This window comes from Bartonella sp. AA78NXGY, from assembly GCF_042197005.1.
Classification (GTDB): Bacteria; Pseudomonadota; Alphaproteobacteria; order Rhizobiales; family Rhizobiaceae; genus Bartonella.
Genome location: NZ_JBHIRI010000004.1, coordinates 73,774 through 100,277, shown reverse-complemented (window position 1 = coordinate 100,277; position 26,504 = coordinate 73,774). Strand labels below are relative to the sequence as shown.

Here is a 26,504-nt window from a genome sequence, read left to right as displayed (position 1 = left end):
TGAAATAAAAATTTTTTTATAAACGCCTTTTACGCGAATAGCTAATGCCAATTGCTTAAGAGCACATAAAAAAATATTAGCCATATAAAAAACATGAATATTGTACAACTTATGATTGTCATTATTAGAGTACACCCTATATAGAATTACACGATTTATTTTCCACTGTTATTACAAAAACATACGGCGAAATACTAAGATAACGTCTATTGAGAGGTAGGAGGGGAAATGCTCAAGGATAGAGGATTATGTTTATAAATCATTTAAAAGTTATCCAATATATTACAGACATGTCAAAGCAAATGAATCAGATGGCGCGTCAGGCGCACAGTCCGCTTTTAGCATTGCTTTTGGATATGGTTGCCAAAGAAGGGCAAAGCATTATTAATAGTGCTGAGGCTCTTGGGGAAGATCAAGATTCGACAATGACACACAACCACCAGAGTGTCGAATAAGCTTTCCAGCAAGCTCGAGTTCTACCAACAAGAGGTAGAGAGTTGGGAGTGAAATACCTGAGTGGATACTGAGTGTGTCTAAGTCGATTGGCGTTGTTGAAAGAGCGGAGAGAACTGCTGCACGTGCTGCATCATCATCTGCTAAAGAGAGATCGCTGTTTTTTTCATCTGCTAAATTAAAATTCTCCTTTTCAAGTTGTAAGGAGGATGGTTCCTCAAAAAAATTGAGTTGCGAATTTGGAAGCGGTGAAATTAATGGCGTAAGTGTTTCTATAATGTCAGAAGGATGTGTGGTGAGTAGAGCACCGTCTTTGATAAGATTGTTTGTACCAACAGATCTTGGATCAAGTGGAGAACCGGGAATGGCAAAAATTAGCCGTCCCATTTCAGCTGCTTGACGTGCGGTAATTAAGGACCCTGAGCGCAGGGCTGCCTCTACAACCAAGAGACCAAGTGATAGAGCTGCAATAATACGGTTTCTTCTTGGAAAATCGATAGCACGCGGCTTCCAAGAAATGGGCATTTCGCTGATGATGGCTCCACCGTTGGCAATAATATCTTCATGCAACTTTTTATTTTCAGGAGGATAGATATGATCAATTCCTCCCGCCATGACTGCAACAGTTCCTGTTTTTAAACTTGCTTGATGCGCAACGCTATCAATTCCACGAGCGAGCCCAGAAATTGTTACAAAGTCTGCTTCTCCGAGAAAACGCGCAAATTGAGCTGTAAGCTTTTTTCCCGCAGCTGAAGCATTTCGAGAACCTATAATTCCAATAGAAGTTTTTTGAAAAATTGAAACATTACCTTTGATAGCAATAAGCGGCGGAGGGGCTTCTGTAACCTTAAGAAAAGCTGGATAATCTGGTTCTCCCATACCGATAAACCGGACACCTAATCTTTCAGCTTCTTGCATTTCTTTTTCTGCATCTTCTAAGCTTGCTATTTTAATAGATACAGAACCACCCCCTTTTCTACTAAGCTCTGGCAGTGCTGCCAGAGCATTTTCTGCTGTTTTATAATGATCAATGAGATTGCGAAAACTAACAGCTCCAATATTTTCACTGCGCAATAACCGTAACCAGCTTAGACGTTGATGATCAGTAAGCAGGATTCCTTTATTTATCTCCGTGTTGCGTACCAATCTTACTTTCTTCCCCAATTAATAATCTACCGATATTTGCAGAATGTTTTATAAACACAAATACGCTCATCACAATCAGCATACAATAGAAATAAGAAGCGGAAAAATAAAAAACAAATATCGGTGTGATCGTAACAGCAATAAGCGCAGATAATGAAGAATAACGCATGAGGAGAAAAATCGCACTCCATACAATAATAAAAATAATTGCTGCAGGCCAATAGATTCCTAAGCAGACTCCTAGATAGGTAGCAACACCTTTGCCACCTTTAAATTTAAGCCATACGGGGAAAAGATGTCCTAAGAAAACAAAAAAGCCTGCTAGAGAAACAAGGATACTATTGTCTAGCGGATCACTAAAAAACTTTATAACGAAAACAACGATAGTTCCTTTCAACATATCACAAAGAAGTGTTAGAGCAGCAAGCTTTTTATTTCCTGTTCGTAAAACATTTGTTGCTCCAATATTGCCGGAACCGATTGTTCTTATATCACCAATTTGGAACAATTTCGTAAAAAGAAGCCCAAATGGAATCGAGCCAATGAGATAAGATACGAGGAAAATAAACCATGGAGTGGACTGAAAAAATATTTCTGCTTCATTCATTAAGAATCTCATTAAGTTTGTTGATCAAGTTTAAAAACGTTTTTCCCTTTCACAAAAGTCTGGATCACGCGTCCTTGAAAACGTGCATTCTCAAAAGGGGTATTTTTTGAACGTGAATAGAGCTTCTCTTTCGAAACAACCCATGGTTCTTCAAGATCAACCACAATAAGGTCTGCATGAGCCCCTTTTTTGAGTGTTCCTGCATTGAGTCCAAAGAGCTTTGCAGGCGCCGTTGACAAAAGTTCCGTTATCCGTAGAAGAGATAGGCTCTCATTATGATAAAGACGTAAGGCTGCGCTCAATAAGGTCTCCATACCAATAGCGCCAATTGCCGCGTCATTAAATGGTAAATGTTTTGTGTCGATACTCTGAGGATCATGAGAAGAGACAATAACATCTATAATCCCATCCTTTATTGCTTCAATCATTGCTACACGGTCTTCTTCTGTACGCAATGGGGGCATTAAGCGAAAAGAAGTGCGATATTGTCCAATGTCATTTTCATTGAAAGATAAATGATTAATAGATACACCCGCTGAAATTTTCTCACTGCGTTTTTTACCTAAACGAAGTGCATCAGCAGAGAGTGCTGTCGATATTTGAGCGGCATGATAGCGTGTTTGCGTTAATGCTGCTAAACGTAGATCTCTTTCAAGTGGGATAACTTCTGCTTCGCGAGGGATGCCAGAAAGACCAAGCCAACTGGCAAGCAGTCCTTCATTCATCACACCTTGCCCTGTAAGATCTTTATCTTGCGTTTCATGCATCAATGGAACATCAAAATCGCGTGCATAAGTCATTGCACGCCGCATAACAGATGAATTTTGAAGTGTTTTTTTTCCTTCACTAAAGGCAACGGCTCCAGCATCTTTGAGCAAACCAAATTCGGTTATTTCTTGTCCGTTGAAACCTTGTGTGATTGAAGCAACGGGATAAATATTGACCAATGAGATTTCCTGTGCTGTATGCGTAATAAATTTAACGAGTGCTACATTATCAATAACTGGATGCGTGTTTGGCATCATAAGAAAGGAAGTAATACCACCTGCTGCGGCCGCGTAACTTGCTGATGTAATTGTTTCACAATGTTCATTCCCTAATTCTTCAACAAAAACGCGCGCATCAACAAGTCCAGGGAGAATTGCTTTGTTTTGTGCGTTAATAACTTCTGCTTCTTCAGGGAATCCCTGATTCAGAGCTTCTTTTCCAGCGGCTATAATTCGTCCATTTTCAACAATAACTGTACCAATTTCATCGATTGCGCGCGAAGGATCAATAATACGAGCATTTTGAAAAACAACTGGTTTTATCATTTTTTTTCTCCACTGATCTTTGCGTGTGAATCTAATAGAGCCTCCATGACAGCCATACGCACTGCAATTCCCATTTCTACTTGCGTATGAATCATACTTTGTGGTCCATCTGCTATATCGGATGCAATCTCTACACCACGGTTTATTGGGCCAGGGTGCAGAATAATAGAATCATTTTTGGCATAGGCTAAATTTTCTTTATGTAAGCCAAAATAATGGAAATATTCACGCGTAGAAGGAATAAAAGAGCCTGTCATCCGTTCATGCTGTAAGCGCAACATCATGATAACGTCAGCATTTTTAAGACCTTCTTTCATCGTGTTAAAAACCTCAACACTCATATGAGCAATTTTTGCGGGTAAGAGTGTTGAGGGAGCAACAGCACGAACACGAGCACCCAAAGCATTGAGACACAGGATATTGGAACGGGCAACACGTGAGTGTAAGATATCTCCGCAAATCGCAACAGTTAATCCTTCAATACGACCTTTTGCCCTTTTAATGGTTAGAGCATCTAATAAAGCTTGGGTTGGATGTTCATGAGCACCATCACCTGCATTAATAACACAACAATCAACTTTTTGCGCTAATAAAGCTGCCGCTCCTGCACTGTTATGGCGAAAAACCAGTATATCTGGCTTCATCGCATTGAGAGTTGTAGCAGTATCAAGTAATGTTTCTCCCTTTTTTACAGATGAGTTGCCGATCGCAAGACTCATCACGTGTGCACCTAGCCTTTTACCCGCTAATTCAAAAGAAGATTGTGTTCGCGTAGAGGCTTCAAAAAAGAGATTAATTTGAGTCCGTCCATGCAAAGTAGATTTTATTTTATCAATTTTGTTAGAAAGGATAATATTTGCTTCTGCACGATCAAGCAATGTATTAAGATCTTGTACACTCAGATCTTTAATAGCTAAAAGATGTTGATGAGGGAAAAGTGGGAAAAAATTATCTTGCATCATAGCATTCTTCTTTATCTCTCTCTAAACAGGTTAAACAAGCATTTGTTTGAATATGATAAATGTTTCTTAACTCTAAAAAGACAAATAGTCTATGATATGAATGATTTGAATGTAGGAATATACCTATGAGTGCTGTATCTGCGCAAAATACTCGTCGAAAAAATACATTTCTTAGCGATACGCTTATGTTTCGTATTGCTTCTACTTTGCCTAAGTTTTTGTTAGCAAGTTTTGAAGAAATAGGGGATTTTGCCGCGAGTCGAGAAGCATGGAAACTTTCTTGCTTAGCGAATCATTATAAGCCTTTACTATGCTATAATGATGAATGGGGGCAACCAACAGAAAGATTAGAGATCCATTCTTCCTATCAAGCTCTTCAACAATATTCTAGACAAGCAGGTTTGGTTACCTCGCTTTGGGAAAATACGAGCTCAGAAAATGGAGTACGCTATCAAGCGCGTGCGATTCGTTTAGCTTTATCTGCTGGTTTAGAAACAGGACATTTGAATGAAGTTATCATAACGAGTGCAGCTATTGCTGTTTTAATTAGTGATATTGAGCTCTTCAAAAAATGGCAAAATGTACTTTTATCACGCCAATATGATTCCTCATCAAAGCCTATTCATCATAAAAAGGCTGCTTCTCTAACTTGTGCATTTGACGATATTGAAAAATACGCTTTCAATTTTCCAAGTGTTAAGAAAATTTCTTTCGATGAAAGTATGGAACGTGATCTATATCGTTTAAATGTTGTAAAAACCAACGTTATTAATCCTACCGCTGACGGATATCTTGTTAGTGCAGATTTAGATGGTCATTTAAGTTGTTTTTTTATTCCACGCATACAAGAAAATGGCGCATTAAATGGATCTATATCGATTCGTCATTTAATTCAGCGTTCTGGAGAACTTTTAACACCAGAGGGGGTTGTCGACTTCCAAGGCAGTTATGGCTGGCTTTTGGGAAATGCTGGAGAAGGGCTTAAAGTTATTAAAGATATCGAGACGATGATGCGTTTCGATCAATCTGTCATATCGGCAGGTGTTTTACGAGCGGCTCTTCAATTTGGTATGGATTTTTTCCGGAAAAAAATGCCCAATCAGCCTTTACCTCCACTGACAGAACGTATTTTTGCAGATATTGCATTAGATATAGCTGCCTCACAAGCATTGGTTTTGCGTTTAGCGAGAGCATTTGACAATGCAGCAAATGACCGTTCTGAAGCAGCTTTTGCCCGCATTATGACACCTATTATTGCTTATCATGTAAGTCAATTGGTTGTGCCTATTATTGGTGAAATTATCGCACAACTTGGTATTGAAAGTTTTATAGAGAATAATCCATTATCACAAATGTTGCATAATGGGCCTGCGCGAATTGTGAGAAATAGTTCTGCTAATCAATTGGTAAAGGATGCCATTCTTATTGCTGAAAAAGCACCGGGATTGTTTCAGAAATTGTTGGAAAAAATTGCTCTTGATATTGGACCAGCAGGACCCCGAGCAATTGAAATTATTAGGTCAGCAGATGATATGGCATCAGCAAATGAAGGTGCAGGAAGATTTTTTGTTGAACAAGTAGCTTATGCAGCAGCAGCAGCAGCATTACGTTCTACAGACATAGAACATGTTGCGAATGCCTATATGGAAAGCCGCCTTGGGGGACAATGGAGATCTTCTTACGGGATGCTCATTGCACGATATAATGCAGGGCATTTGCTCAATGTTCTCTATCCTTCCATATGATGAAAGTTTTGAATTCTATTGAGAGCACCTTGTAATATAAAAGCGGCGGCGGCCGAATCAATACGGCTTGCTCTTTTAGCGCGCGATACATTCATTTCTAAAAGAGACCGTTCCGCAGCAATTGTTGATAAACGTTCGTCCCAAAAAACAAATGGAATTTTTGTATAAGCTTTCATATTACTCACAAAAGCTCTGGTTGCTTGAACACGAGAGCCACTGCTTCCATTCATGTTAAGAGGTAAGCCAATGATAATAACGCCTACATTTTCACGGTCAAAAATTTTAATAAGTGTGTAAGCATCTTCTGTAAATTTTTTTCGCTGTAGTACAGGACGCGGATTTGAGACAGTCAGCCCCATATCAGAAATCGCAATTCCGATAGTTTTTGTCCCTAAATCTAAGCCTGCTATTGTTTGTCTAGGCAAAAGATGTTTTATAACTTCATCTATATTAATAACAGTCATAAAGGTATAATACGTTTTTTAATGTTTCAGATCTATAGTTATATTCTTTATTCATGTTATCTAATATTCTTGCACTTACAAGTGCACCCTTGTATAGCCAGAATAAAGATCAAATAAATAAACAAAAAAGCAGAAAGGCGTAAAGAGTATGTCTGTTGATCAAGAGACAGTCAAGCGGATAGCACATTTAGCAAGGATTGCCCTCCACGATGATGAGATAGAACCTGTGACAAAAAAATTCAATGCTATTTTAGGTTTTGTAGAGCAATTGAATGAAGTTAATGTCAGTGGGGTTGAGCCATTAACATCTGTGATGCCGATGACTCTACGAATGCGTGAAGATAGTGTTACAGATGGTGATAAAGCAGCAGATATTGTAGCCAATGCTCCTGTTACAGAAGAAAATTTTTTTCTTGTCTCAAAAATTGTTGAGTAACTTTTTATATTTTTGAAATTTGAGAACCAATATGACTGATTTAACAACTCTCACAATTGCGCAAGCTCGTGATGCTTTAACAAAGAAAAATCTCAAAGCAACAGAATTAACGGAAGCTTATTTACAAGCAATAGAATCAGCTAATCCAGTTTTGAATGCTTATGTAACAATAACAGCAGAACAGGCAATGAGAATGGCTGCTGAATCAGATAGTCGCTTAGCGAGAGGGCAGGGAGGGCTTTTGGAAGGAATTCCCTTGGGGATTAAAGATCTTTTTGCAACCTATGGTGTTCATACTCAAGCCTGTTCAAATATCCTTGATGGTTTTAAACCGCACTATGAATCAACTGTCACGGCTAATTTATGGCAAGATGGTGCTGTGATGTTAGGAAAACTTAATATGGATGAGTTTGCTATGGGCTCATCCAACGAAACATCATATTATGGTCCCGTTATTAGTCCATGGAGAAAAAAAGGCTCAAATGAAAAACTCGTACCCGGTGGTTCTTCGGGAGGATCCGCAGCCGCTGTTGCTGCACAAATTTGTGCTGGTGCAACTGCAACCGATACAGGTGGCTCAATACGTCAACCAGCAGCTTTTACTGGAACTGTGGGAATAAAGCCAACTTATGGACGTTGTTCGCGATGGGGCGTTGTCGCGTTTGCTTCATCTCTTGATCAAGCTGGACCTGTTGCTAGAGATGTTCGTGATTGTGCTATCTTACTCAGATCAATGGCCTCTTTTGATGAAAAAGATTCTACTTCCGTCAATTTACCAGTTCCTGATTATGAAAGTTATCTTGGTCAATCAATCAAAGGAATGAAAATCGGTATTCCAAAAGAATATCATGTGGATGGAATGTCTCCAGAAATTATTGAGCTTTGGCAAAAAGGAATAAATTGGTTAAAAGAAGCAGGTGCTGAGATTAAAGATATTTCTTTGCCCCATACAAAATATGCTCTACCTTCTTATTACATTATAGCTCCTGCAGAAGCCTCTTCTAATTTAGCGCGTTATGATGGTGTGCGTTTTGGTTTGCGCATGCCTGGGAAAGACATCATTGAGATGTATGAAAATACGCGTTCTGTTGGTTTTGGTGATGAAGTCAAACGGCGCATTCTGGTTGGGACTTATGTTCTTTCATCAGGTTATTATGATGCCTGTTATTTAAGAGCTCAAAAAGTAAGAACACTCGTAAAACGTGATTTTGATCAATGTTTTGCTTCAGGCATTGATGCTATTTTGACACCAGCAACACCAACATCTGCTTTTGGTATTGCTGATGAAAAAATAAAAAATGATGCTGTAGCAATGTATCTTAATGATATTTTTACTGTACCAGTTAATATGGCTGGATTACCAGGAATTTCTGTTCCTGCTGGTCTGTCATCAAATGGTTTACCTCTAGGATTGCAATTGATTGGTAAACCTTTTTCTGAAGAAGTCATTTTTCAGATAGCGCACATTATTGAACAAGAAGCAGGAATATTCAGTGCAGAAAAATGGTGGATGTAATAGTCAAAATTCACAAAGGAGCATTTCTCATCCTTAATGAGAAATGCTCCTTTAAATGGTGGAGGGAATGAGCTCTATTTCCTTAATTCGTAGTCTTACCCACCAAGATAGGCTTCTTTAACACGCGAATCAGAGAGCATAGTTTTTCCTTCACCGTGAAATAAAATATGTCCTACCTCTAAAATATAAGCATAGTCAGCTATGGAAAGTGCAGCAAATGCATTTTGTTCAATAAGAAGAACAGTTTTCCCCATATCATTAATTTTTCGAATAATCGAAAAAATTTCTCGAACGAGAAGTGGTGCTAACCCCAACGAGGGTTCATCTAATATGACCATATCAGGATTGCTCATGAGTGCACGGCCCACAGCAACCATCTGTTGTTCACCACCTGACATTGTTCCTCCCAACTGTTTTGCTCTTTCACGTAGGCGCGGAAAAAGGTCAAATATCCATTCAATATCACGGGAAATTCCCTGCTTATCGTGACGAATATAAGCGCCTAGATGAAGATTCTCTAAAACAGTGAGATGGGGCATGATACGTCGTCCTTCAGGGCTTAAAGCAATCCCTAATCGCAAAATCTCTTCTGGTGATTTTTTAATAATAGATTTGCCATTATAGGTAATTTCTCCATAAACAGAGCGATTAAGCCCTGTAATAGAACGTACAATACTGCTTTTTCCTGCACCATTGGCTCCAATTAAAGTGACAATACTGCCCCGCTTTATGGACATAGAAAGATTTTGGACAGCTTTAATGGCGCCATAATGAACGTAAAGATTTTTTATTTTAAGAATATCCATAAACATCTCCGCCAAGATAAGCTTCAATAACTTTAGGGTTATTACGAATTTCATCTGGTGTACCACTGGCAATGCAACAGCCATATTCCATAACCAAAATATGTTGGCAAAGCCCCATAACCACTTTCATATCGTGCTCAATAAGAAGAATTGTAAGATCAAAGTCTTTTTGCACTTTTGCTATGAATTTTCTAAGATCTTCACTTTCTTGTGGATTCATGCCAGCAACAGGTTCATCAAGAAGAAGCAATTTGGGCTTTGTGGCTAACGCACGTGCAATTTCTAGACGTCGTTGCACACCATAAGGTAAAGCTGTTGCCGATTGATTGGCAAGATGATCAAGTTGTAGCTGTTCAAGGAGCTCCAAGGAATTTTTATAAACTTCCTTCTTTTCTTTTATTGCTTTTGAAAAAAAGAGAGCTGAAGAAAACCAAGGATATTTTTGTCGAACATGCGCTCCTACCATAACATTCTGCAAAACCGTTAACCCTGAGAAAAGACGAATATTTTGAAATGTTCTGGCAATATGGCTTCTACAGATAATATAAGGAGACGCTCCAGAAATTTTTTTCTCATCAAAAAGAATGATGCCGCTTGTAGGAGCATAAAATCCAGAAATCATATTGAAAACTGTTGTTTTTCCAGCACCATTGGGACCAATTAATCCAGTAATACTTCCTCGTTTAATTGCCATATTAACATTATTTACAGCAACTAATCCGCCAAAACGCATTACAATATTATTGAGTGAAAGGATATTGTCGTTCATAGCTTTCCCTCAGTATTAGAAAGCTTTTTGCGTGTCAAAAAGCTATAAATTCCATTCCATGAAAATTCTCGTTGTCCCATTAACCCTTTTCTCCAAAACAAGATAATTACCAGCAATAAAAGAGAAAAAACAACCATACGAAGCCCTGGGGTTTCTGGAATATGTATAAAACCTAAGTCAAATGGACTTTCAATGATACGAAGCCATTCAAGCATGACTGTAATAATAATGCTGCCAATAATGCTCCCTGTAATTGAACCGAGACCACCAGCAACAACAATCATTAAAATATTAAAAGTCAGAAGAAAATTAAACATTTTTGGATCAATGGTTGAAATAAGAGCCGCCATTAATGCGCCACCTATACCTGCAAAAAATGCTCCAACAGTAAAGGAAAAACTACGGTAGAAAAAAGCATTAATTCCCATAGTTTTCGCAGCTATTTCATCATCACGGATAGCACGTAATACGTTACCAGTATTGCTTTGCAGTAAGAGGACAATAAAGAGAACTGTAAATGCTAGCCAACCATAGTTCCACCATAATGTTGCATTTTGAGGTATTCCTTTGATTCCCAAAGAGCCATTTGTGAGCGATGTTGCGTTCGTAATGACAATGCGAATAATTTCCGCAAAACCTAATGTTGCAATTCCAAGATAATCGCCACCAAGACGCAATATTGGTAAAGCAATTAATAAACCTACAACAGCAGCACACAAACCACTTACGACAACAGCGATAAAAAAAGGTAACTGCAAATGATATAATGGTTCAGCAATAGGATCAAGAATCCACATCATTTCTTTTTGTTCAGGGGAAAGAAGTAAAATTGCGCAAACATAAGCACCAATAGCCATAAATCCAGCATGTCCAAGAGAAAACATACCTGTGAAACCGTAAATCAAATTAAGCGAAATTGCCAATATCGCATTAATAGCAATCAGATTGATGATACGAAGCGTATAGTCATTAAAATGGCTATCAGCATAAAATAAAAAACCTATGAGAACTAAAACACTTATACACGATAAAACAGTTGTCGCTGACTTTGCCATTAGATTTTCTCCTGATTTCTTTTACCCATTAATCCTGTGGGCAATATCAATAGAATCAGAATCAATAAAATGAAAGCGAAGGCATCTCGATATCCAGATAGCGCGGGGAAAAATGCGATAATCATAATTTCAATAAACCCTAATAACAATCCTCCCAACATTGCTCCTGGTATCGAACCAATACCTCCGATAACAGCAGCAATAAATGCTTTGAGACCAGGAAGAACACCCATATAAGGCTGAATTTGAGGATAACGTAAAGACCACATAATGCCTGCTATGGCGGCAAGAGCTGAGCCTATTCCAAATGTAAACGCAATAACTTTATTGACAGACACACCCATCAAACGTGTTGTTTCAATATCATGGGAGATTGCGCGCATAGCAAGACCCGGTTTTGTTTTATGGATAATCCATAATAGTAATAAAATAAGAATTAATGACACAAAGGGAACGATCAGAGACATGGGAGCAATTCTGATGATACCATCTGCTCCTGATCCTAGATGCCATAAAAATGGTGTTACAAGAAAGTCTGGCTGTTGTACACCTTTCGGAACACCACTAAAGAGTACAGTAGCAAGATTTTCAATAAAAAAAGAAACACCAATTGCACCGATAAGTGCCGAAATACGCGGAGCATGGCGTAGAGGTTTATAAGCAAATTGATCAACAGCAACACCCACAGCACTTGTAATAAAAATGGAAAAACAAAGAGCTAAAACCCAAATCGGTGTAAAGTCTTGCGGGGAAATTTTAAAATAATAAACAAATCCTAGCGCAAGAATTAAAAAAGCAGCAATCCAATAAATTGGAGGACGCCTTTTAAAGCCTATAAATACCGAATAATAAATAAGAGCAGCAAGGAACAAAAGAAGAAAAGCTACCCAAGCAGGCATAAAGCCAATTGTGGAAAAGAAAACAAAATATGCTCCCAGCATAAAGATATCACCGTGAGCAAAATTAATGAGTCTCAGTATACCGTAGACCATGGTGTAGCCAATAGCAATAAGCCCATAAAGAGATCCCAATGCCAGTGCATTAAAAAAGTACTGGATGAACATTTCAGTGCTCATCTCTCATCCTTCCACATTTGTTAATTTACATAGGACAATAAGAAATTTCTAAGTTTTTGGTTGAGAAAAAGATCCTCAACCAATTCTTGCATTTTAATAAGCACAACTTTTTAATTAAAAAGCAGGTTTAACTTCTTCTAAATAAACACGTTTTCCATCCTGTATTTTAATGATACCAATAGGAATTTTAGGATTATGATTTTCATCCATTGACATATCCCCAAAGGGGGTAGGAAAATCTTTTAATTGGCTAAGTGCGATAGTAATTTTTTCACGATCAGTGCTACCAGCATTTTCAATAGCCTTCATGAACATCATATAACTCGTGTATCCCAAAACAGAATTGATATTTGGCTCTTTGTCTGGGTAAGCTTTTTTCCATTCTTTTGTGAATTCTTGCGCAGCTACTGACATATTTGGCATATCCTCACTATAGGGAAGTGTCGTATGTAAGAAACCTTCTGCAGCTTTTCCTGCAATCGTAATGGTTTCTGGATTATCCATAGCATCTCCACCCATAATTTGAAATTTAGCCCCTAATTCTCGTGCTTGTTTCATGATGATAGCACCTTCAGAAAAGTAAGATGGAATGAATAAGATATCAGGTTTCTGGGCGATAATTTGCGTGAGAACAGCTGAAAAGTCCTGATCTCCAGAATTATAATTTAAATTTGAGATAACTTCACCACCTAATTTTTTGAAAGCACGCGTAAAATAACTTGCAAGACCAATAGCATAATCGCTTGAAATATCTTTAAGGATAGCAGCCTTTTTTGCGTGTAAAGTTTGGCTTACATAAGTTGCGATTCCTACTCCTTGATAGGAATCAATAAAGCAAGCACGAAAGTAATATTTTTTACCCTGTGTAACAAGGGGACTTGTTGAGGACGTTGCAATGGTTGGAGTCTTTGCCTTTTCAGATATTTCACCACCTGCTAACGAGAGCGAAGAACCATAGCTACCAATGATTCCACTCACTTTTTCACTTGCTGTTAAACGCATAACAGCATTAGCCGCTTCTACTTTATCAGACTTATTATCAATAATAACAAGTTCTACTTTACGTCCTAAAATTTCTGGAACTTTTTTATGGGCTAATTCTATACCTCTAATTTCAAGCTGACCTCCAAATGCATTTTGACCACTTAATGGAAGATAAACACCAATCTTAATAGGTTCACTCGCATAAACATTTGCTGTAAATGCCATAAATGCTGCGATTATCGTAAGGATTTTCTTCAATTGCATTGCGCATTTTCCTTAATTGAATTGTCGTTTTTTCACCTTATATTGAACTTCTTCATCATGCAAGTTACACATTAATCAAAATATCATTATGTAAAAAAACTTTTATATGATCTCTTTTGTAGGGCACTTCTTGTAAGGTATGTAAAGTGTACAATCAAATAGTTTTATAAATATTCACGTTGATATTCTCTGACATTAACATAGAAGATACGACAATGTGGGGAAATCTTATCTTGGGGCTTGCGTGTTGATACAAGAGCAATGTTTACTTAAACCTAGAGAATCAATATCGTACAATTTATAAGCTACAGGATCACGTTATTATGACGAGTAAGGATGCATTAAAGGATTGTTCCCCATCTGAGGATAGTATAGGTGCTTGTGGGGAGATTATCGAAATCAGTGGTGTCATTAAGTGGTTTGATGGTAGTAAGGGGTATGGATTTATTGTACCTGATTTACCTCATTTTCCAGATATATTATTGCATGTTACAGTAATGCGAAGGGATGGTTTTCAAACAGCTTTGGAGGGAGCTAAAGTCATTTGTGCTGTGGAAAAAACTGAACGAGGATTAAAGTGCGTTCAGGTGAAATCCATAGATTGTTCTTCAGCAATCCATCCATCAGAAGTTCCAGCCCGTACCCATGTTGTTGTTACTCCAGAAAGTGGACTAGAACGAGCAATTGTTAAATGGTTTAATCGTGACAAAGGATACGGTTTTCTTAGCCGTGGGCAAGGAACGGAAGATATTTTTATTCATATGGAAACATTGCGCCGTTTTGGTTTAGCAGAGCTTCGTTCGGGTCAAGTTGTTCTTGTACGTTTTGGTAAAGGAGAAAAAGGTTTAATGACAGCAGAGATTTATCCGGATATAGGCATTCCTTTAGCTACGCATTAAATTTCACGAGTGAAATCAGTGTGTTTTCTATATTTTTAAAGGTGATTGTTTCATAAATTGCTATAGAAGTAGATTTTTAAAGAAAATATAGCTCTCGTGAATCCATAAAACAAATGAAGAAAATTGTGCATATTACGTTGAAAGAAACTAGAAAATAACAAGGAAGCAATTCTCTTGTTTTTTGACTTTTAAACTCTACTACTTTTTATTTTATAAACAAAATTTAAAATTTTTCTCTGGTGGAGACAAGAATGTTAAAGCCTTTTAAAAAGGAGTATATTGTTTTATTGGTGATGCTTTTTATGTTAGATATGCGTGTTGTTGTAGCAAAGGAGCCCGTAGAGATTCCTGTGCATCCGATTCCTTTAGAAATACATACAAAGCAAGGTCCGGTTTTTTATAAGGTAGAGATTGCTTTTACGCCATCTCAAGCAGCAGCTGGTTTAATGTATCGAACTGATTTTCCACGCGATCGTGCAATGCTCTTTGAGCAGCTAAAAAGTTATCCATCGGGAGATGAGCAGAAAATTTTTATGTGGATGGCAAATACGCCTTTACCTTTAGATATGATTTTCTTAAACTCTGAGGGAATTATTGTATCGATTATTGAAAATACTTCTCCATTTTCAACAAATACCATTTCATCAGAAGTTCCTGCAGCTTTTGCACTTGAAATTAATGCTGGTGAAGTTTCTGAAAAACAGATACAAAAAGGACAACGTGTTATTCATCCTGTACTTTGTGGAAAGTGCAATAAAAAATGACCGCTGAAGATATTCGTTTTTTTGAATATAATGGTTTGCGATTTGCTTATCGAGAAGAAGGACAAGGCGCTCCTGTTTTGTTGATCCATGGTTTTGGATCTTCTGCACGGGTGAATTGGTATGCAACAGGTTGGTTTCGTATTCTCACGGAAGCAGGATATCGTGTTATTGCTCTTGATAATCGCGGTCACGGAGATTCAGTTAAAAGTTATGATCCTATCTTTTATACACCTCAAGCTATGGCTGGCGACGCAGTAAAGTTACTGCAGCATTTAGAGTTATCTAAAGCCCATGTTATGGGATATTCTATGGGGGCTCGTATTAGTGCTTTCATGGCTCTTTTGCATCCAACATATGTACACAGTGTTATTTTTGGTGGTTTAGGTATTGGTATGGTAACGGGAGCAGGAAATTGGGAGCCTGTGGCTGAAGCTCTTCTAGCGGAAGATATTTCTACCATTACCAATACGCGCGGTTTAATGTTCCGTAAATTTGCAGATCAAACGAAAAGCGATAGGCGTGCTCTTGCTGCTTGTATCATTACATCAAAACAGGAGTTAACGGCGTCTGAAGTTTACAAAATCAAACAACCAGCACTTGTTGCCGTTGGTTCATTAGATGAAATTGGCGGTGATGCAGAGCCATTGGCAGCCTTGTTGCCTTGTGGTGAAGCTTTATCAATTCCTGATCGAGATCATATGCTTGCTGTAGGCGATAAAGTTTATAAAAAAGGCGTTATCGATTTTCTTTCTCGTTATCCTATAAAATAAGAACTCTTCATAGCTTTTAGAATTTACAGAAATACCCAATATTTTTATTTCGTATAAATTGAAAAAAGCTTATTAAAAAATCTTTCTGTTATGACGTAAGTTTTTATAAAAAATGAAAAGAAAAATAAACTCTTATTAGCTTATTTTGTATATTTTCCAGAGAGGTAATTCTTCTAAGATTAGATAATTATACTTTAAAGGTTATTAAAAAGAATTATTTTCGAATGATGTAATAAATATTTTTTGCTAAAAAATGTAGTTTTAAATAAAAAAATATTTTTATTTGTATTTTTTATAAAATAAACAAAATTATAAATTATTGATCAATTTATTCTTACGAATATGCATTTTAAATACAGATGCTAAAATTGGAGATAAAGTAAAATTATTAAAAATATACAGTTTTTTTTTGCCATTTTTTAATCTATACGGGTATATTTAATAATGATAGACTCCTTTTGTAAACGTTCTTTATGAATGTATAAAGAACGTTGTGAATATATGTAATATTAAGTAAATATTCAGATTATGCTTTTTTACTGACTTTACAGAATCATAAGAGTGTCTTATTTGCACGACACGCAATTATTTTAATCGTTTCAAAAAAACAGGAGAGCATAGTGAATGCTGATGAAATAAAAAAACTTGATAATTATTTTAAAAATATATTCCAAAACTCAGCATTGCAAGTCAGAGCACGGCCTAAAAAGAGTGATTCTTGTGAGGTTTATATGGGAGATGAGTTTTTAGGCATTATCTATCGAGATGAAGATGAAGATGAGCTCTCCTATAATTTCTCAATGGCTATATTAGATATTGATTTAGAAAATTGATTCGTTATTCATAGTTGAATAAAGTCTTTTTTATCCCATAAGATTTATATAAGTTTTAACGCTTTAAAACTCGTATGGTTATTTCGTGCAATAATAAGATGGTCATGGATAATAATGCCTAATGCATTTGCTGCATCTTTTAATCTATATGTCATTGTTATATCTGCATTAGAGGGGGTAGAATCGCCAGAAGGGTGATTGTGGACTAAGATAAGTCCTGATGCGGATAACTCTAAAGCTCGAGAAATAACTTCACGAGGATAAACAGGGGTATGATCAATGGTTCCAGTTTGTTGCACCTCATCAGCAAGTAAGCCGTTTTTCTTATCAAGAAATAAAATACGGAATTGTTCACGGGTTTCGTGAGCCATAACAGCTTTACAATAAGCTAACACTTTATCCCATGATGAAAAAATATCGCGTTTAAATAATTGTGCACGAGCAAGACGTCCAGCAACATCTGAGATAATTTTTAAATCAATTGCAGTTGCGGGACCACATCCTTGAACTTCTTGAAGCCGGTGAATATCAGCTCCCAATACATCAGCTAATGAACCAAAACGTGCTATCAAATTTTTAGCTATGGGTTTTGTATTTGCGCGGGGGATTGTGCGAAAAAGCAATAATTCAAGATATTCATAATCTTCGATTGCATTTCCTTTTGACTTTAAATAGCGCTTCCGAAGACGTTCACGATGTCCTTGATAATGTTTATGAAGCTGTGCGTTTTTCTGAGGCTCTTCACTTTTTCTTTCTGATACTGGGGTGAGTGGAGAACTCGATGTTAATGCAAAGTGATTACTTTGAATATCTTCCTTTTGATTTAATTTTTTAGCCATAACATCTCTACATTGCGTTAGGTATGCGAATTTGGAATATAAAAAATATTTTTAGGAGATTGTGTAAATATTTCATACCCTTCATTTGTAACACCAATTGTATGTTCATATTGTGCTGTCAGAGAGCGGTCACGGGTAACAGCAGTCCAACCGTCAGATAAAATCTTAACTTGTGGTTTACCAAGGTTAATCATAGGCTCAATTGTAAACATCATACCTTGTTTTAATTCAACTCCTTCTCCAGGATTTCCATAATGGAGGATATTGGGAGCATCATGAAAAAGTTGGCCGATACCATGTCCGCAAAAATCTCTCACAATTGAACAGCGTTCAGATTCTGCATACTGTTGAATGGCTGCCCCAATATCACCTGTCGTTGCTCCAGGCTTAACGACAGCGATTCCTTGCATAAGACTTTCATAGGTTATTTTTAGCAAGCGTTCTGCTGCACGCCTAATTTTTCCAACAGGATACATTCGGCTTGAATCCCCATGCCAACCATCAAGGATAAAGGTTACATCAACATTTACAATATCACCTTCTTGCAAAGGTCTTTTATTGGGAATGCCATGGCAGACAACGTGATTGATAGATGTACAGCATGAATGGCTGTATCCATGATAATTTAGATCAGCAGGAAGTGCTCCTCGCTTAGCTCCAAAAATAAATACAAAATCATCTATTTCTTGCGTAGTAACGCCCGGCTTAATAATATCTGTAAGCGCATCAAGGCATTCTGCAGCAATACGACCAACTTCACGCATTTTAGCAAAAGCACAATCATCGAAAATGCGGATTTTTCCATTAAATTTTAAAGGGATTTTATTATATTCGATATACTCAGTCATTGTTTCTTCTATTTTCTATTTTTACTCTCTGAATCGGAAAAATGCCTTCTACACTTACATGACACTTTACAGCATAACATTCTACTCCTGATTTTAATGCTAAATCAAACTTACGTCCATAGAGTGGATCAAGATCATGACAAATTGTAAAAGCTGAGCAATCTTCTCGTTGAATAATATAAAGCATAGCAGCTCGTTTTCCTTGTTGTACGACTCCTATGAGTTCTTCAAGATGACGTGCACCACGTTTTGTCACGGTATCAGGAAATTCTGCTAATCCTTTTTGACGAATAAAATGAACATTTTTAACTTCTAGGTAACAATCAGGAAGAATGTCATCACGTAAAAGAAAGCCAATTCGTGATTGTGTCCCATAGCGTTGTTCTTTTAAAATTGTTTTATATCTATTTAATTCTGGTAGTAATCCGTTTTGAATTGCTTCTAACGCAAGTTTATTGGGTAAAGACGTATTAATGCCAACCAAAGTATTATCGGCTTCAATAATTTCTAATTGATAGGCATATTTTCGTTTGATGTTGTTATGATAAGAAAGCCAAATATTGGTGTTGAAAGCTGTTAATCCAAGCATTGATCCTGTATTAGGTACAGACACGGTGAGGACATGCTGATCATCTTGTTGAACATCCGCAAGGAAACGTTTATAACGACGGATAAGCTTTGCAGGAAAAAGTTTGGGAATAAAGTGCATATCCCTTTTTTAGGATTTATGATTTTATAATTCAACTGAGATTATGATTTATAGGGGCTGTTCCCTATTAAAAAAGATAAAATTGATGTAAAAAACGCTACGATATCTTATATAAATTGTTATAAATTCCATCGTTCACTTTAATGGCTTTTAAAATTTATTATTAGGTTTAGAAACTATTATCTTTGAATGAAAAGATAGATTATCTATAATTTATTATTAAACAGCATTAGAGTATTGTGAAAAAGGTTTCGTAAAAATAGTGGAGAGGGAGATAGTTTAAGTGAAACTAGGTAAAATTGATGGCAGGAACGAATAGGAATCGTGAAAATTTAACAAATGGTCCCATTATTATTTTAGTTGAACCGCAGCTTCCTGAAAACATTGGTATGGTCGCAAGGGCAATGGCAAATTTTGGGCTTTCTAAGCTTCGATTAGTCAATCCTCGAGAAATGTTTCCAAATGAAAAAGCTAGAGCTGCTGCAAGTAAAGCTGATCATGTCATTAACAATGCTGTGATTTTTAACACATTGCGTGATTCAATTGCAGATTTACACTATGTTTTTGCCACAACAGCACGTGAAAGATGTGGATTTAAAACTGTAAAAAGTGCTGTCGAAGCAGCAAGCGTATTACGTCAGCGTGAAAGTATCGGACATAAGACTGGGATTGTCTTTGGAAGAGAGAGATGGGGACTAGAAAATGATGAAATCAGCCTTGTTGATGAAATTATTACTTTTCCAGTTAATCCTGCTTTTGCGTCACTTAATATTGCGCAAGCGGTTCTTTTAATGTCTTACGAATGGATGAAAACTGGTTTAGAGAATGTCAGCGATACGGCATTTCGTGCCGCAGAGATGGAACCTGCAAATAAAATAATATTCCATGGTTTTTTATCTCAGTTAGAAGAGGCTTTGAATATCCGTGGGTATTTTAGACCACCAGAACGTAAAGAAGTAATGCTTGCAAATTTGCGCTCTGTTTTTACGCGCGCTAACTTTAGTGAACCTGAGGTTCGTTTATTGCGAGGCATTATATCTTCTTTGGATCATTTTTCGCCACAATATCCACGAGGGAGTAGAGCACCGGAAGAGCGTGATCGTAAAAAAATTAAAAATAAGTGTGAAAACTAATGGATGAACGACCTGTTCTTTTTTTTGATAGCGGTATTGGTGGTTTAACAGTATTCAGGGAAGCGCGTATTCTTATCCCTGACATGCAATTTATCTATGTTGCTGATGATGCAGGATTTCCTTATGGAAATTGGAAAGAAAATATTTTGAAAGAGCGTATTTTGAAGATTTTTAAAAATCTTTTAACACGTTACAATCCAGCTTTATGTGTGATTGCTTGCAACACTGTTTCTACACTGATGATAGCAGATTTACGACAGAATTTTCCTCATGTCCCTTTTGTAGGAACGGTTCCTGCAATTAAATCAGCTGCAGAACAAACAAAATCTGGTTTTATTTCCGTATTAGCGACTCCTGGAACAGTTAAACGTGCTTATACAAATGAATTAATTAACTCTTTTGCTGGACAGTGTCATGTTCAGCTTGTGGGAAGTAAAAAGCTGGCTGGACTTGCTGAAGATTATTTACGGGGAAAATCTATCGATTCAGAAGAGTTAAGAAAAGAAATCCTGCCATGTTTTGTGGAAAAAAATGGACAATATACGGATGTTATTGTTTTAGCCTGCACACATTATCCTTTTTTGATTAATTTCTTTCGTGAACATGCTTTATGGTCCGTTGAGTGGATTGATCCGGCGAAAGCGATCGCCAAACATATCAGATCTTTATTACCATTGTCGGGAAAGATACACCATCAATATATAAAGAAATATCAAGATTTTGCGTTGTTGACATCAAAAAATATCACTTCTTTAACGGAGAATTTGTTTAAAGGATTTGGCTTAAAACTCATGAAAGGAGTTGACTTTGGGTTACGAGACCAATAATGATGATCTAGCTATTTTTTCAAGAAAATAGCATTAATTGACGTGTCCCGTGGATAACTTTGCATATTGATATGTTAAGGTATTCTGTCAGTCTTTGGTATTTAAAGGCAGAGGAGGGCGCGTTTCCTTGGGGTCTTAAGATCTCGTGTTTTATTTTATAAGGAAATGCGATGAGTAAACGCGAAACAACAAAGTATAAAATTGACCGTCGTATGGGAGAAAATATTTGGGGGCGTCCAAAATCTCCTGTCAATCGTCGTGATTATGGTCCAGGTCAGCATGGACAGCGTCGTAAAGGAAAACTTTCTGACTATGGGGTTCAGTTGCGCGCTAAACAGAAATTGAAAGGGTTTTATGGAGATATTTCAGAAAAACAATTTCATAAAACCTATGAAGAGGCAGCTCGTCGACGGGGCGATACTGGCGAAAATCTTATCGGTCTGTTAGAATCACGTTTGGATGCTGTTGTTTATCGTGCAAAATTCGTACCTACGATTTTTGCTTCTCGCCAATTTATCAATCACGGTCATGTTAATGTCAATGGGCGGCGCACAAACATTCAATCTTATCGTTGTAAACCAGGTGATGTTATTGAGGTTCGGGAAAAATCAAAACAACTTGTTTTAGTTTTAGAATCTGTACAATTGGCAGAACGTGATGTCCCCGATTATATTGAAGCAGATCATAAACAGATGAAAGCAACCTTTACACGTATTCCTGCTTTTGCAGATGTTCCTTATGCTGTGCAAATGGAACCTAATTTGGTTGTTGAATTTTATTCTCGATAATTTTTTTATGAGAAAAATTATTTCTCTCTTCATATGGTTATAACTTAAAATATTGTGTTTTTTATAATCTTTGGAGTTAACAAGTATTTTTTGTGAATGGTTCTATATTAAGTTTATTGCTATGTTTTATAGCGATAAACTTATATAGTTCCATTTCTTTTTTATGTATCTAATTTTTATAAATTCAAAAAACATAACTGTAAGTTTACTTTATATTTGTTTCTGTCTTTGCAAAACGAGCTATTACTTGTGCAGGATATGGTATTATGAATGATGTTTCAGTTGAATATCAGACAATAGAGGAAAACAAAGAGAGAGATGATCTTTTGGAAAGAGAAGGAGATGATTGTCATCCAATATTTCGGGTTGCTCCTTCAAGCGTAGAATTTAATAAATTGCGCAAACGGCTTTTGCGTCATATGCGGCAGGCTTTGGATGATTTTTCTATGCTCTCTACGGGGAAAAAATGGCTTGTCGCTTTATCGGGCGGAAAAGACTCTTATGGTTTATTAGCGCTTCTTTTAGACTTAAAGTGGCGAGGTCTTTTATCCGTTGAAATTCTAGCCTGTAATCTTGATCAAGGGCAACCAGGATTTCCTAAGCATATTCTTCCAGACTTTTTAAGTTCTTATAAAATTCCATATCGTATTGAATATCAGGATACTTATTCCATTGTTACAGATAAATTAGCAGAGTCGCAGACATATTGTTCACTTTGTTCTCGATTGCGACGTGGTAATCTCTATCGTATTGCACGTGAAGAGGGATGTTCTGCATTAGTTTTAGGTCATCATCGTGATGATGTTTTAGAAACATTTTTTATGAATTTGTTTCACGGTGGCCGATTAGCTGCCATGCCTGGAAAACTTAAAAATGATGAAGGAGATCTTTTTGTATTACGTCCTCTTGTTTATGCTGCTGAGGAAGATATGGAAAATTTTTCTCAAGAAATGCAATTTCCAATTATTCCTTGTAATCTTTGCGGTAGTCAAGATGGATTACAACGTAATGCAATGAAAGAAATGCTGAAAAATATAGAAAGACAAATGCCAGGACGTAAAGATACGATGATTCGCGCTTTAACAAATGTACGCCCAAGTCATTTGCTTGATAAGAAATTCTTTGATTTTAAAACGTGTTAATAAAAATTAGATATTTTAAAAATAAGTTTAAAGAGTTTAAGATAAGAGACTTATTTATAATGATAATTTATTTTTTTCATTTAAATATCGTCAGATTGTTTTGTTTCAAATTCTCTTATATTGCAACCATAAAAAACATCCGTTTGCATATCACAAAGGAAGTTCTTGTGTGCATAAAACACTCTTGAAAAAAGTTTCCTTTCACTAACCAATGACTGTCGTAATATGAAAAATGGGAAAATAGTACGGTTGTCAATTTGCTCTTTTGTTAATTAAAAATGGTGAGCCTTGTGGATTTTATTCTTTTGCGCCGCCGTCACCGCCATTTAAAGCTCATTTTAAGGCATTAAATTAAGAGAATATATAACTGCTTGGTGTTTTGGGAGTGTATAGCAAACATTCAGAGTAAGGATTGCTCATAAATTCTCATGAAGTAAGTCACATGATCGGTTCTTGTTATGAAAAGTCGCTTTTTTATAAACTAATGCTGATAGAAATCTTCATCATTGAGGACAGGGAAGGAGTTAAATTTTTAAACTGCTATACCATAAAGGTCATAGGCATCCGATTGTTCGATTTTAACGGTGACAAATTCACCAACACGCAGTGGGCGTCGTGATGATATATGGACAACACCATCTATTTCTGGAGCATCGTACTGACTACGTCCTTTGGCAACTTTTCCTTGACTTTCATCGATAAGCACTCGGAGTCTTTTTCCAATTTTTTTCTTTAAAAGATGTGTAGAAATTTGTTGTTGTTTTGCCATAAAACGATGCCAGCGGTTTTCTTTCACCTCTTCAGGAATATTTTCTAATCCCAAATCATTTGCGGCAGCTCCTTTTACTTCTTCATATTTAAAGCACCCCGCGCGTTCAATTTTTGCTTCTTCTAGCCATTCTAGAAGTATATTAAAATCTTCATTCGTTTCACCAGGAAAACCAACGATAAATGTTGATCGCAAAGTAAGATCTGGACATATTTTCCGCCATTTTTTAATTCTACGGTTTGTTTTTTCCATAAGTGCGGGACGCTTCATGTGACGCAAAACAGTTGGTGATGCATGCTGAAAAGGTATATCCAGATAAGGAAGAATTTTTTTTGCAGCCATAAGTTCGATAACTTCATCAACATGGGGATAAGGATAAACGTAATGCATACGTACCCAAATACCCATATCGCCTAGTTCGCGACAAAGATCAAAGAATTTAGTTTTGATTGTACGATCTTTCCAAGAATTTTCGAGATATTTAAGATCAACACCATAAGCACTCGTATCCTGTGAAATAACCAAAAGTTCTTTTACACCCGCTTGCACGAGTTTTTCAGCTTCACGAAGAACATCGCTGATGGGACGTGAAGTGAGATCACCACGCAGTGTAGGGATGATACAAAAACTACACCGATTAGAGCATCCTTCAGAAATCTTTAAGTAGGCGTAATGGCGAGGTGTTAAACGAATACCTTGGGGAGGAACTAAATCAAGAAAAGGATCATGAACAGGAGGAATTGCTGTATGAACAGCTTCTATAACGCTTTCATAAGCTTGCGGTTTTGTAATAGCCAATACACTAGGATATGTTTGGCGAATAGCATCAGGATCAGCACCAAGACACCCTGTTACAATAACTTTTCCATTTTTTTTAAGAGCTTCATCAATATTGGCTAACGATTCTCTCCTTGCCGAGTCAAGAAAACCACAGGTATTCACAATAACGACATCAGCTCCTTGATGTTGACGTGAAATCTCATACCCTTCAGAGCGAAGGCGTGTAATAATTCGCTCAGAATCTACGAGTGCTTTTGGGCATCCGAGGGAGACAAAACTAATACGAGGTGCTACCATGATGATCCTACAATTACTATGAATGATTGAGTTACGCTTTTATTAATTTAAAAATAATGTTCTTTGTTTTTATACCTATGCAATACAATCTGTTACAAAGTTATTTGATTTTTTTCTACAAAATTTTATGTGTTTGTATGCATGCATACAATTTTGTCTTATTATATCGTAAAATTCCGTTATTGAGGATGATGATATAAGAAAGCTTCCTTCAAAGCATTTAAGTTCTTTTCAAAGTACGTGGTGAATATTTTAAAACTTACTTGTCAAGCCTTGCATTAAGTGAAGAACATGGAGGGAAGGGAAAATTAAACCCGCTCGATAAGGATCTGGATTGTTTATAAACCGAATTGGGGGCATCCTTTGGCTGTGGAGAAGAAGTCAATTGCGTGTGGCACAATAAAAAAATACTCAACAGCTTCTTACTGCGATATCTATCGCGTACTATAAGGTTTATTTTTTAATATTTGCGAATAAGTCCGGTAAGTTTTCCTTGTATTTCTATACGCTCGGATTCGTATGTCCGTACTTCATAATGAGGATTTGCGGCTTCTAATGCAATAGAAGCTCCTTTGCGTCGATAACGTTTTAATGTGGCTTCTTTTTTATCAATAAACGCAACAATAATTTCACCTGTTATTGCTGTATTTTGACGTTTTACAATGATCGTATCTTTATCAAAGATACCAGCCTCCATCATAGAATCATCTTTAACTTCTAATGCGTAGTGCTCACCTGTATTAACCATATCGAGTGGAAGAGAAAGGCTGTTTATTTGTTGCAGTATAGCAGAGGCGGGTACGCTCGCAGAAATACGTCCCATAATAGGAATGGTGATATTTTTTTTTTCTTCTTCATCAAAGGGACTCAAGCTTTTTGATATTTCCCTTTTCTTTCTTTCTATCATACTGGGAGAAATTTTACGTGCTAAAGAAAGGTTAAATGTTATTTTCTCAGGAAGTCGAATCACCTCCACAGCACGAGCACGATTGGGCAAGCGACGTATAAAACCTCGTTGTTCTAAGGCTATAATGAGCTTATGAATACCAGACTTTGAAGAAAGTTCTAATGCATTTTTCATTTCTTCAAAAGAAGGAGGAACACCAGTTTCTTTTATATGGTTATGAATAAATAAGAGTAGCTCATACTGTTTACATGTTAGCATTCAACATTCCAATCAAAATAATAAAAATTAGTAAAGTAAAAATACATGTATATATAACACTTTTACAATTTTTTATCGCCAAATCAAAATTATTTTATTTGTTTTTGATCTTATCATTTAATAAATCAATATGTTTATTTATAGATATATTTAAATTATTATTTATATACTGTATATATACATTAATATTAAATAATGTATAAATATACTTTATAGTTCTGACTGAATTATCCAACACTAAATTTTGTGACTAGTATTATCCTTTTCTTCTAAAAATATATCTACGTATTTTATAATTTTTGATATAAAAAAGTTAACTAGAAGGCATTCTATATATTCAAAACA

Annotated in this window: 26 protein-coding genes and 1 pseudogene; 12 read left to right on the top strand and 15 right to left on the bottom strand. The window is 36.6% G+C overall.

Annotated elements, in window-relative coordinates; translation table 11 throughout:
* The first annotated feature begins 248 nt into the window (after positions 1-248).
* On the top strand, positions 249-455 hold the full coding sequence (locus tag ACFINL_RS03790) for a hypothetical protein (RefSeq protein ID WP_005773510.1): 207 nt from the start codon (positions 249-251) through the stop codon (positions 453-455).
* Here the strand turns inward: ACFINL_RS03790 and dprA are convergent.
* From dprA to ACFINL_RS03770, 4 genes are read right to left on the bottom strand one after another with little or no spacing between them, the layout of a single operon-like run.
* A complete protein-coding gene (gene dprA, locus ACFINL_RS03785) occupies positions 385-1,617 on the bottom strand; it encodes a DNA-processing protein DprA (protein ID WP_375650374.1) in 1,233 nt (410 codons plus the stop codon). The genes ACFINL_RS03790 and dprA overlap by 71 nt on opposite strands.
* Entirely contained in the window at positions 1,574-2,206 is a 633-nt protein-coding gene (plsY, locus tag ACFINL_RS03780; RefSeq protein WP_375650370.1) for a glycerol-3-phosphate 1-O-acyltransferase PlsY, read from the bottom strand. Before plsY ends, dprA begins: the two co-directional genes overlap by 44 nt.
* A gap of 11 nt (positions 2,207-2,217) precedes the next feature.
* A complete protein-coding gene (locus ACFINL_RS03775; protein ID WP_375638415.1) occupies positions 2,218-3,519 on the bottom strand; it encodes a dihydroorotase in 1,302 nt (433 codons plus the stop codon).
* Positions 3,516-4,481, bottom strand: a complete 966-nt coding sequence (locus tag ACFINL_RS03770) for an aspartate carbamoyltransferase catalytic subunit (RefSeq protein ID WP_375650365.1) — start codon at positions 4,479-4,481, stop codon at positions 3,516-3,518. Before ACFINL_RS03770 ends, ACFINL_RS03775 begins: the two co-directional genes overlap by 4 nt.
* Before the next feature lie 125 nt (positions 4,482-4,606).
* Between ACFINL_RS03770 and ACFINL_RS03765 the strand changes: the two genes are divergently transcribed.
* A complete protein-coding gene (locus tag ACFINL_RS03765; protein ID WP_375650360.1) occupies positions 4,607-6,226 on the top strand; it encodes an acyl-CoA dehydrogenase family protein in 1,620 nt (539 codons plus the stop codon).
* Here ACFINL_RS03765 and ruvX read toward each other — a convergent pair.
* Positions 6,211-6,690 (bottom strand): Holliday junction resolvase RuvX, encoded by a 480-nt coding sequence (ruvX, locus tag ACFINL_RS03760; RefSeq protein WP_375611932.1) that lies wholly within the window; start codon positions 6,688-6,690, stop codon positions 6,211-6,213. The genes ACFINL_RS03765 and ruvX overlap by 16 nt on opposite strands.
* Positions 6,691-6,838: 148 nt before the next feature.
* Here ruvX and gatC point away from each other — a divergent pair, with 148 nt between their 5' ends.
* Complete coding sequence (gatC, locus tag ACFINL_RS03755; protein ID WP_375650356.1) at positions 6,839-7,126, top strand: Asp-tRNA(Asn)/Glu-tRNA(Gln) amidotransferase subunit GatC; 288 nt, start codon at positions 6,839-6,841, stop codon at positions 7,124-7,126.
* Between the two features lie 31 nt (positions 7,127-7,157).
* On the top strand, positions 7,158-8,642 hold the full coding sequence (gene gatA / locus ACFINL_RS03750; protein ID WP_375650351.1) for an Asp-tRNA(Asn)/Glu-tRNA(Gln) amidotransferase subunit GatA: 1,485 nt from the start codon (positions 7,158-7,160) through the stop codon (positions 8,640-8,642).
* Between the two features lie 95 nt (positions 8,643-8,737).
* On the opposite strand, the gene ACFINL_RS03745 is transcribed toward gatA, so the two are convergent.
* From ACFINL_RS03745 to ACFINL_RS03725, 5 genes are all read right to left on the bottom strand, one after another.
* A complete protein-coding gene (locus tag ACFINL_RS03745; protein WP_273791026.1) occupies positions 8,738-9,448 on the bottom strand; it encodes an ABC transporter ATP-binding protein in 711 nt (236 codons plus the stop codon).
* Complete coding sequence (locus tag ACFINL_RS03740; RefSeq protein ID WP_375611930.1) at positions 9,435-10,217, bottom strand: ABC transporter ATP-binding protein; 783 nt, start codon at positions 10,215-10,217, stop codon at positions 9,435-9,437. The genes ACFINL_RS03745 and ACFINL_RS03740 overlap by 14 nt, the downstream gene beginning before the upstream one ends.
* Positions 10,214-11,272, bottom strand: coding sequence for a branched-chain amino acid ABC transporter permease (locus tag ACFINL_RS03735; RefSeq protein ID WP_375611929.1), 1,059 nt, complete (start codon positions 11,270-11,272; stop codon positions 10,214-10,216). The genes ACFINL_RS03740 and ACFINL_RS03735 overlap by 4 nt, the downstream gene beginning before the upstream one ends.
* Entirely contained in the window at positions 11,272-12,348 is a 1,077-nt protein-coding gene (locus ACFINL_RS03730) for a branched-chain amino acid ABC transporter permease (protein WP_375650346.1), read from the bottom strand. Before ACFINL_RS03730 ends, ACFINL_RS03735 begins: the two co-directional genes overlap by 1 nt.
* 114 nt (positions 12,349-12,462) lie before the next feature.
* Entirely contained in the window at positions 12,463-13,596 is a 1,134-nt protein-coding gene (locus tag ACFINL_RS03725; RefSeq protein WP_273791030.1) for an ABC transporter substrate-binding protein, read from the bottom strand.
* Positions 13,597-13,919: 323 nt separating this feature from the next.
* On the opposite strand from ACFINL_RS03725, the gene ACFINL_RS03720 reads away from it, so the two are divergent.
* The 4 genes from ACFINL_RS03720 (at position 13,920) to ACFINL_RS03705 (ending at position 16,862) form a co-directional block, all read left to right on the top strand.
* On the top strand, positions 13,920-14,495 hold the full coding sequence (locus ACFINL_RS03720) for a cold-shock protein (RefSeq protein ID WP_273791031.1): 576 nt from the start codon (positions 13,920-13,922) through the stop codon (positions 14,493-14,495).
* Between the two features lie 251 nt (positions 14,496-14,746).
* On the top strand, positions 14,747-15,259 hold the full coding sequence (locus tag ACFINL_RS03715; RefSeq protein ID WP_375650342.1) for a DUF192 domain-containing protein: 513 nt from the start codon (positions 14,747-14,749) through the stop codon (positions 15,257-15,259).
* Positions 15,256-16,029: an alpha/beta fold hydrolase gene (locus tag ACFINL_RS03710; protein WP_375613418.1), complete on the top strand. Its 774-nt coding sequence runs from the start codon at positions 15,256-15,258 to the stop codon at positions 16,027-16,029. The genes ACFINL_RS03715 and ACFINL_RS03710 overlap by 4 nt, the downstream gene beginning before the upstream one ends.
* 620 nt (positions 16,030-16,649) lie before the next feature.
* Positions 16,650-16,862, top strand: a complete 213-nt coding sequence (locus ACFINL_RS03705; protein ID WP_375621268.1) for a DUF3126 family protein — start codon at positions 16,650-16,652, stop codon at positions 16,860-16,862.
* A gap of 44 nt (positions 16,863-16,906) precedes the next feature.
* On the opposite strand, the gene radC is transcribed toward ACFINL_RS03705, so the two are convergent.
* The 3 genes from radC to sfsA are packed head-to-tail and all read right to left on the bottom strand — an operon-like array spanning position 16,907 to position 19,258.
* Entirely contained in the window at positions 16,907-17,701 is a 795-nt protein-coding gene (radC, locus tag ACFINL_RS03700; RefSeq protein WP_375650337.1) for a DNA repair protein RadC, read from the bottom strand.
* 17 nt (positions 17,702-17,718) lie between these two features.
* A complete protein-coding gene (gene map / locus ACFINL_RS03695; protein ID WP_375650334.1) occupies positions 17,719-18,549 on the bottom strand; it encodes a type I methionyl aminopeptidase in 831 nt (276 codons plus the stop codon).
* Positions 18,542-19,258 (bottom strand): DNA/RNA nuclease SfsA, encoded by a 717-nt coding sequence (gene sfsA, locus ACFINL_RS03690; protein ID WP_375650330.1) that lies wholly within the window; start codon positions 19,256-19,258, stop codon positions 18,542-18,544. Before sfsA ends, map begins: the two co-directional genes overlap by 8 nt.
* 302 nt (positions 19,259-19,560) lie before the next feature.
* Here sfsA and ACFINL_RS03685 point away from each other — a divergent pair.
* From ACFINL_RS03685 to ttcA, 4 genes and pseudogenes are all read left to right on the top strand, one after another.
* A pseudogene (locus ACFINL_RS03685) lies at positions 19,561-20,398 on the top strand (RNA methyltransferase).
* Entirely contained in the window at positions 20,391-21,218 is an 828-nt protein-coding gene (gene murI / locus ACFINL_RS03680; RefSeq protein WP_375650328.1) for a glutamate racemase, read from the top strand. Before ACFINL_RS03685 ends, murI begins: the two are co-directional and overlap by 8 nt.
* Before the next feature lie 170 nt (positions 21,219-21,388).
* The gene (gene rpsD / locus ACFINL_RS03675) at positions 21,389-22,006 is read left to right on the top strand and encodes a 30S ribosomal protein S4 (RefSeq protein WP_273722651.1); all 618 of its coding nucleotides are present in this window, start codon (positions 21,389-21,391) and stop codon (positions 22,004-22,006) included.
* Positions 22,007-22,272: 266 nt separating this feature from the next.
* A complete protein-coding gene (ttcA, locus tag ACFINL_RS03670; protein ID WP_375650325.1) occupies positions 22,273-23,148 on the top strand; it encodes a tRNA 2-thiocytidine(32) synthetase TtcA in 876 nt (291 codons plus the stop codon).
* 532 nt (positions 23,149-23,680) lie between these two features.
* On the opposite strand, the gene rimO is transcribed toward ttcA, so the two are convergent.
* A complete protein-coding gene (rimO, locus tag ACFINL_RS03665) occupies positions 23,681-24,994 on the bottom strand; it encodes a 30S ribosomal protein S12 methylthiotransferase RimO (protein WP_375650321.1) in 1,314 nt (437 codons plus the stop codon).
* Between the two features lie 460 nt (positions 24,995-25,454).
* Complete coding sequence (gene lexA, locus ACFINL_RS03660) at positions 25,455-26,159, bottom strand: transcriptional repressor LexA (RefSeq protein ID WP_375650318.1); 705 nt, start codon at positions 26,157-26,159, stop codon at positions 25,455-25,457.
* Positions 26,160-26,504: the final 345 nt, after the last annotated feature.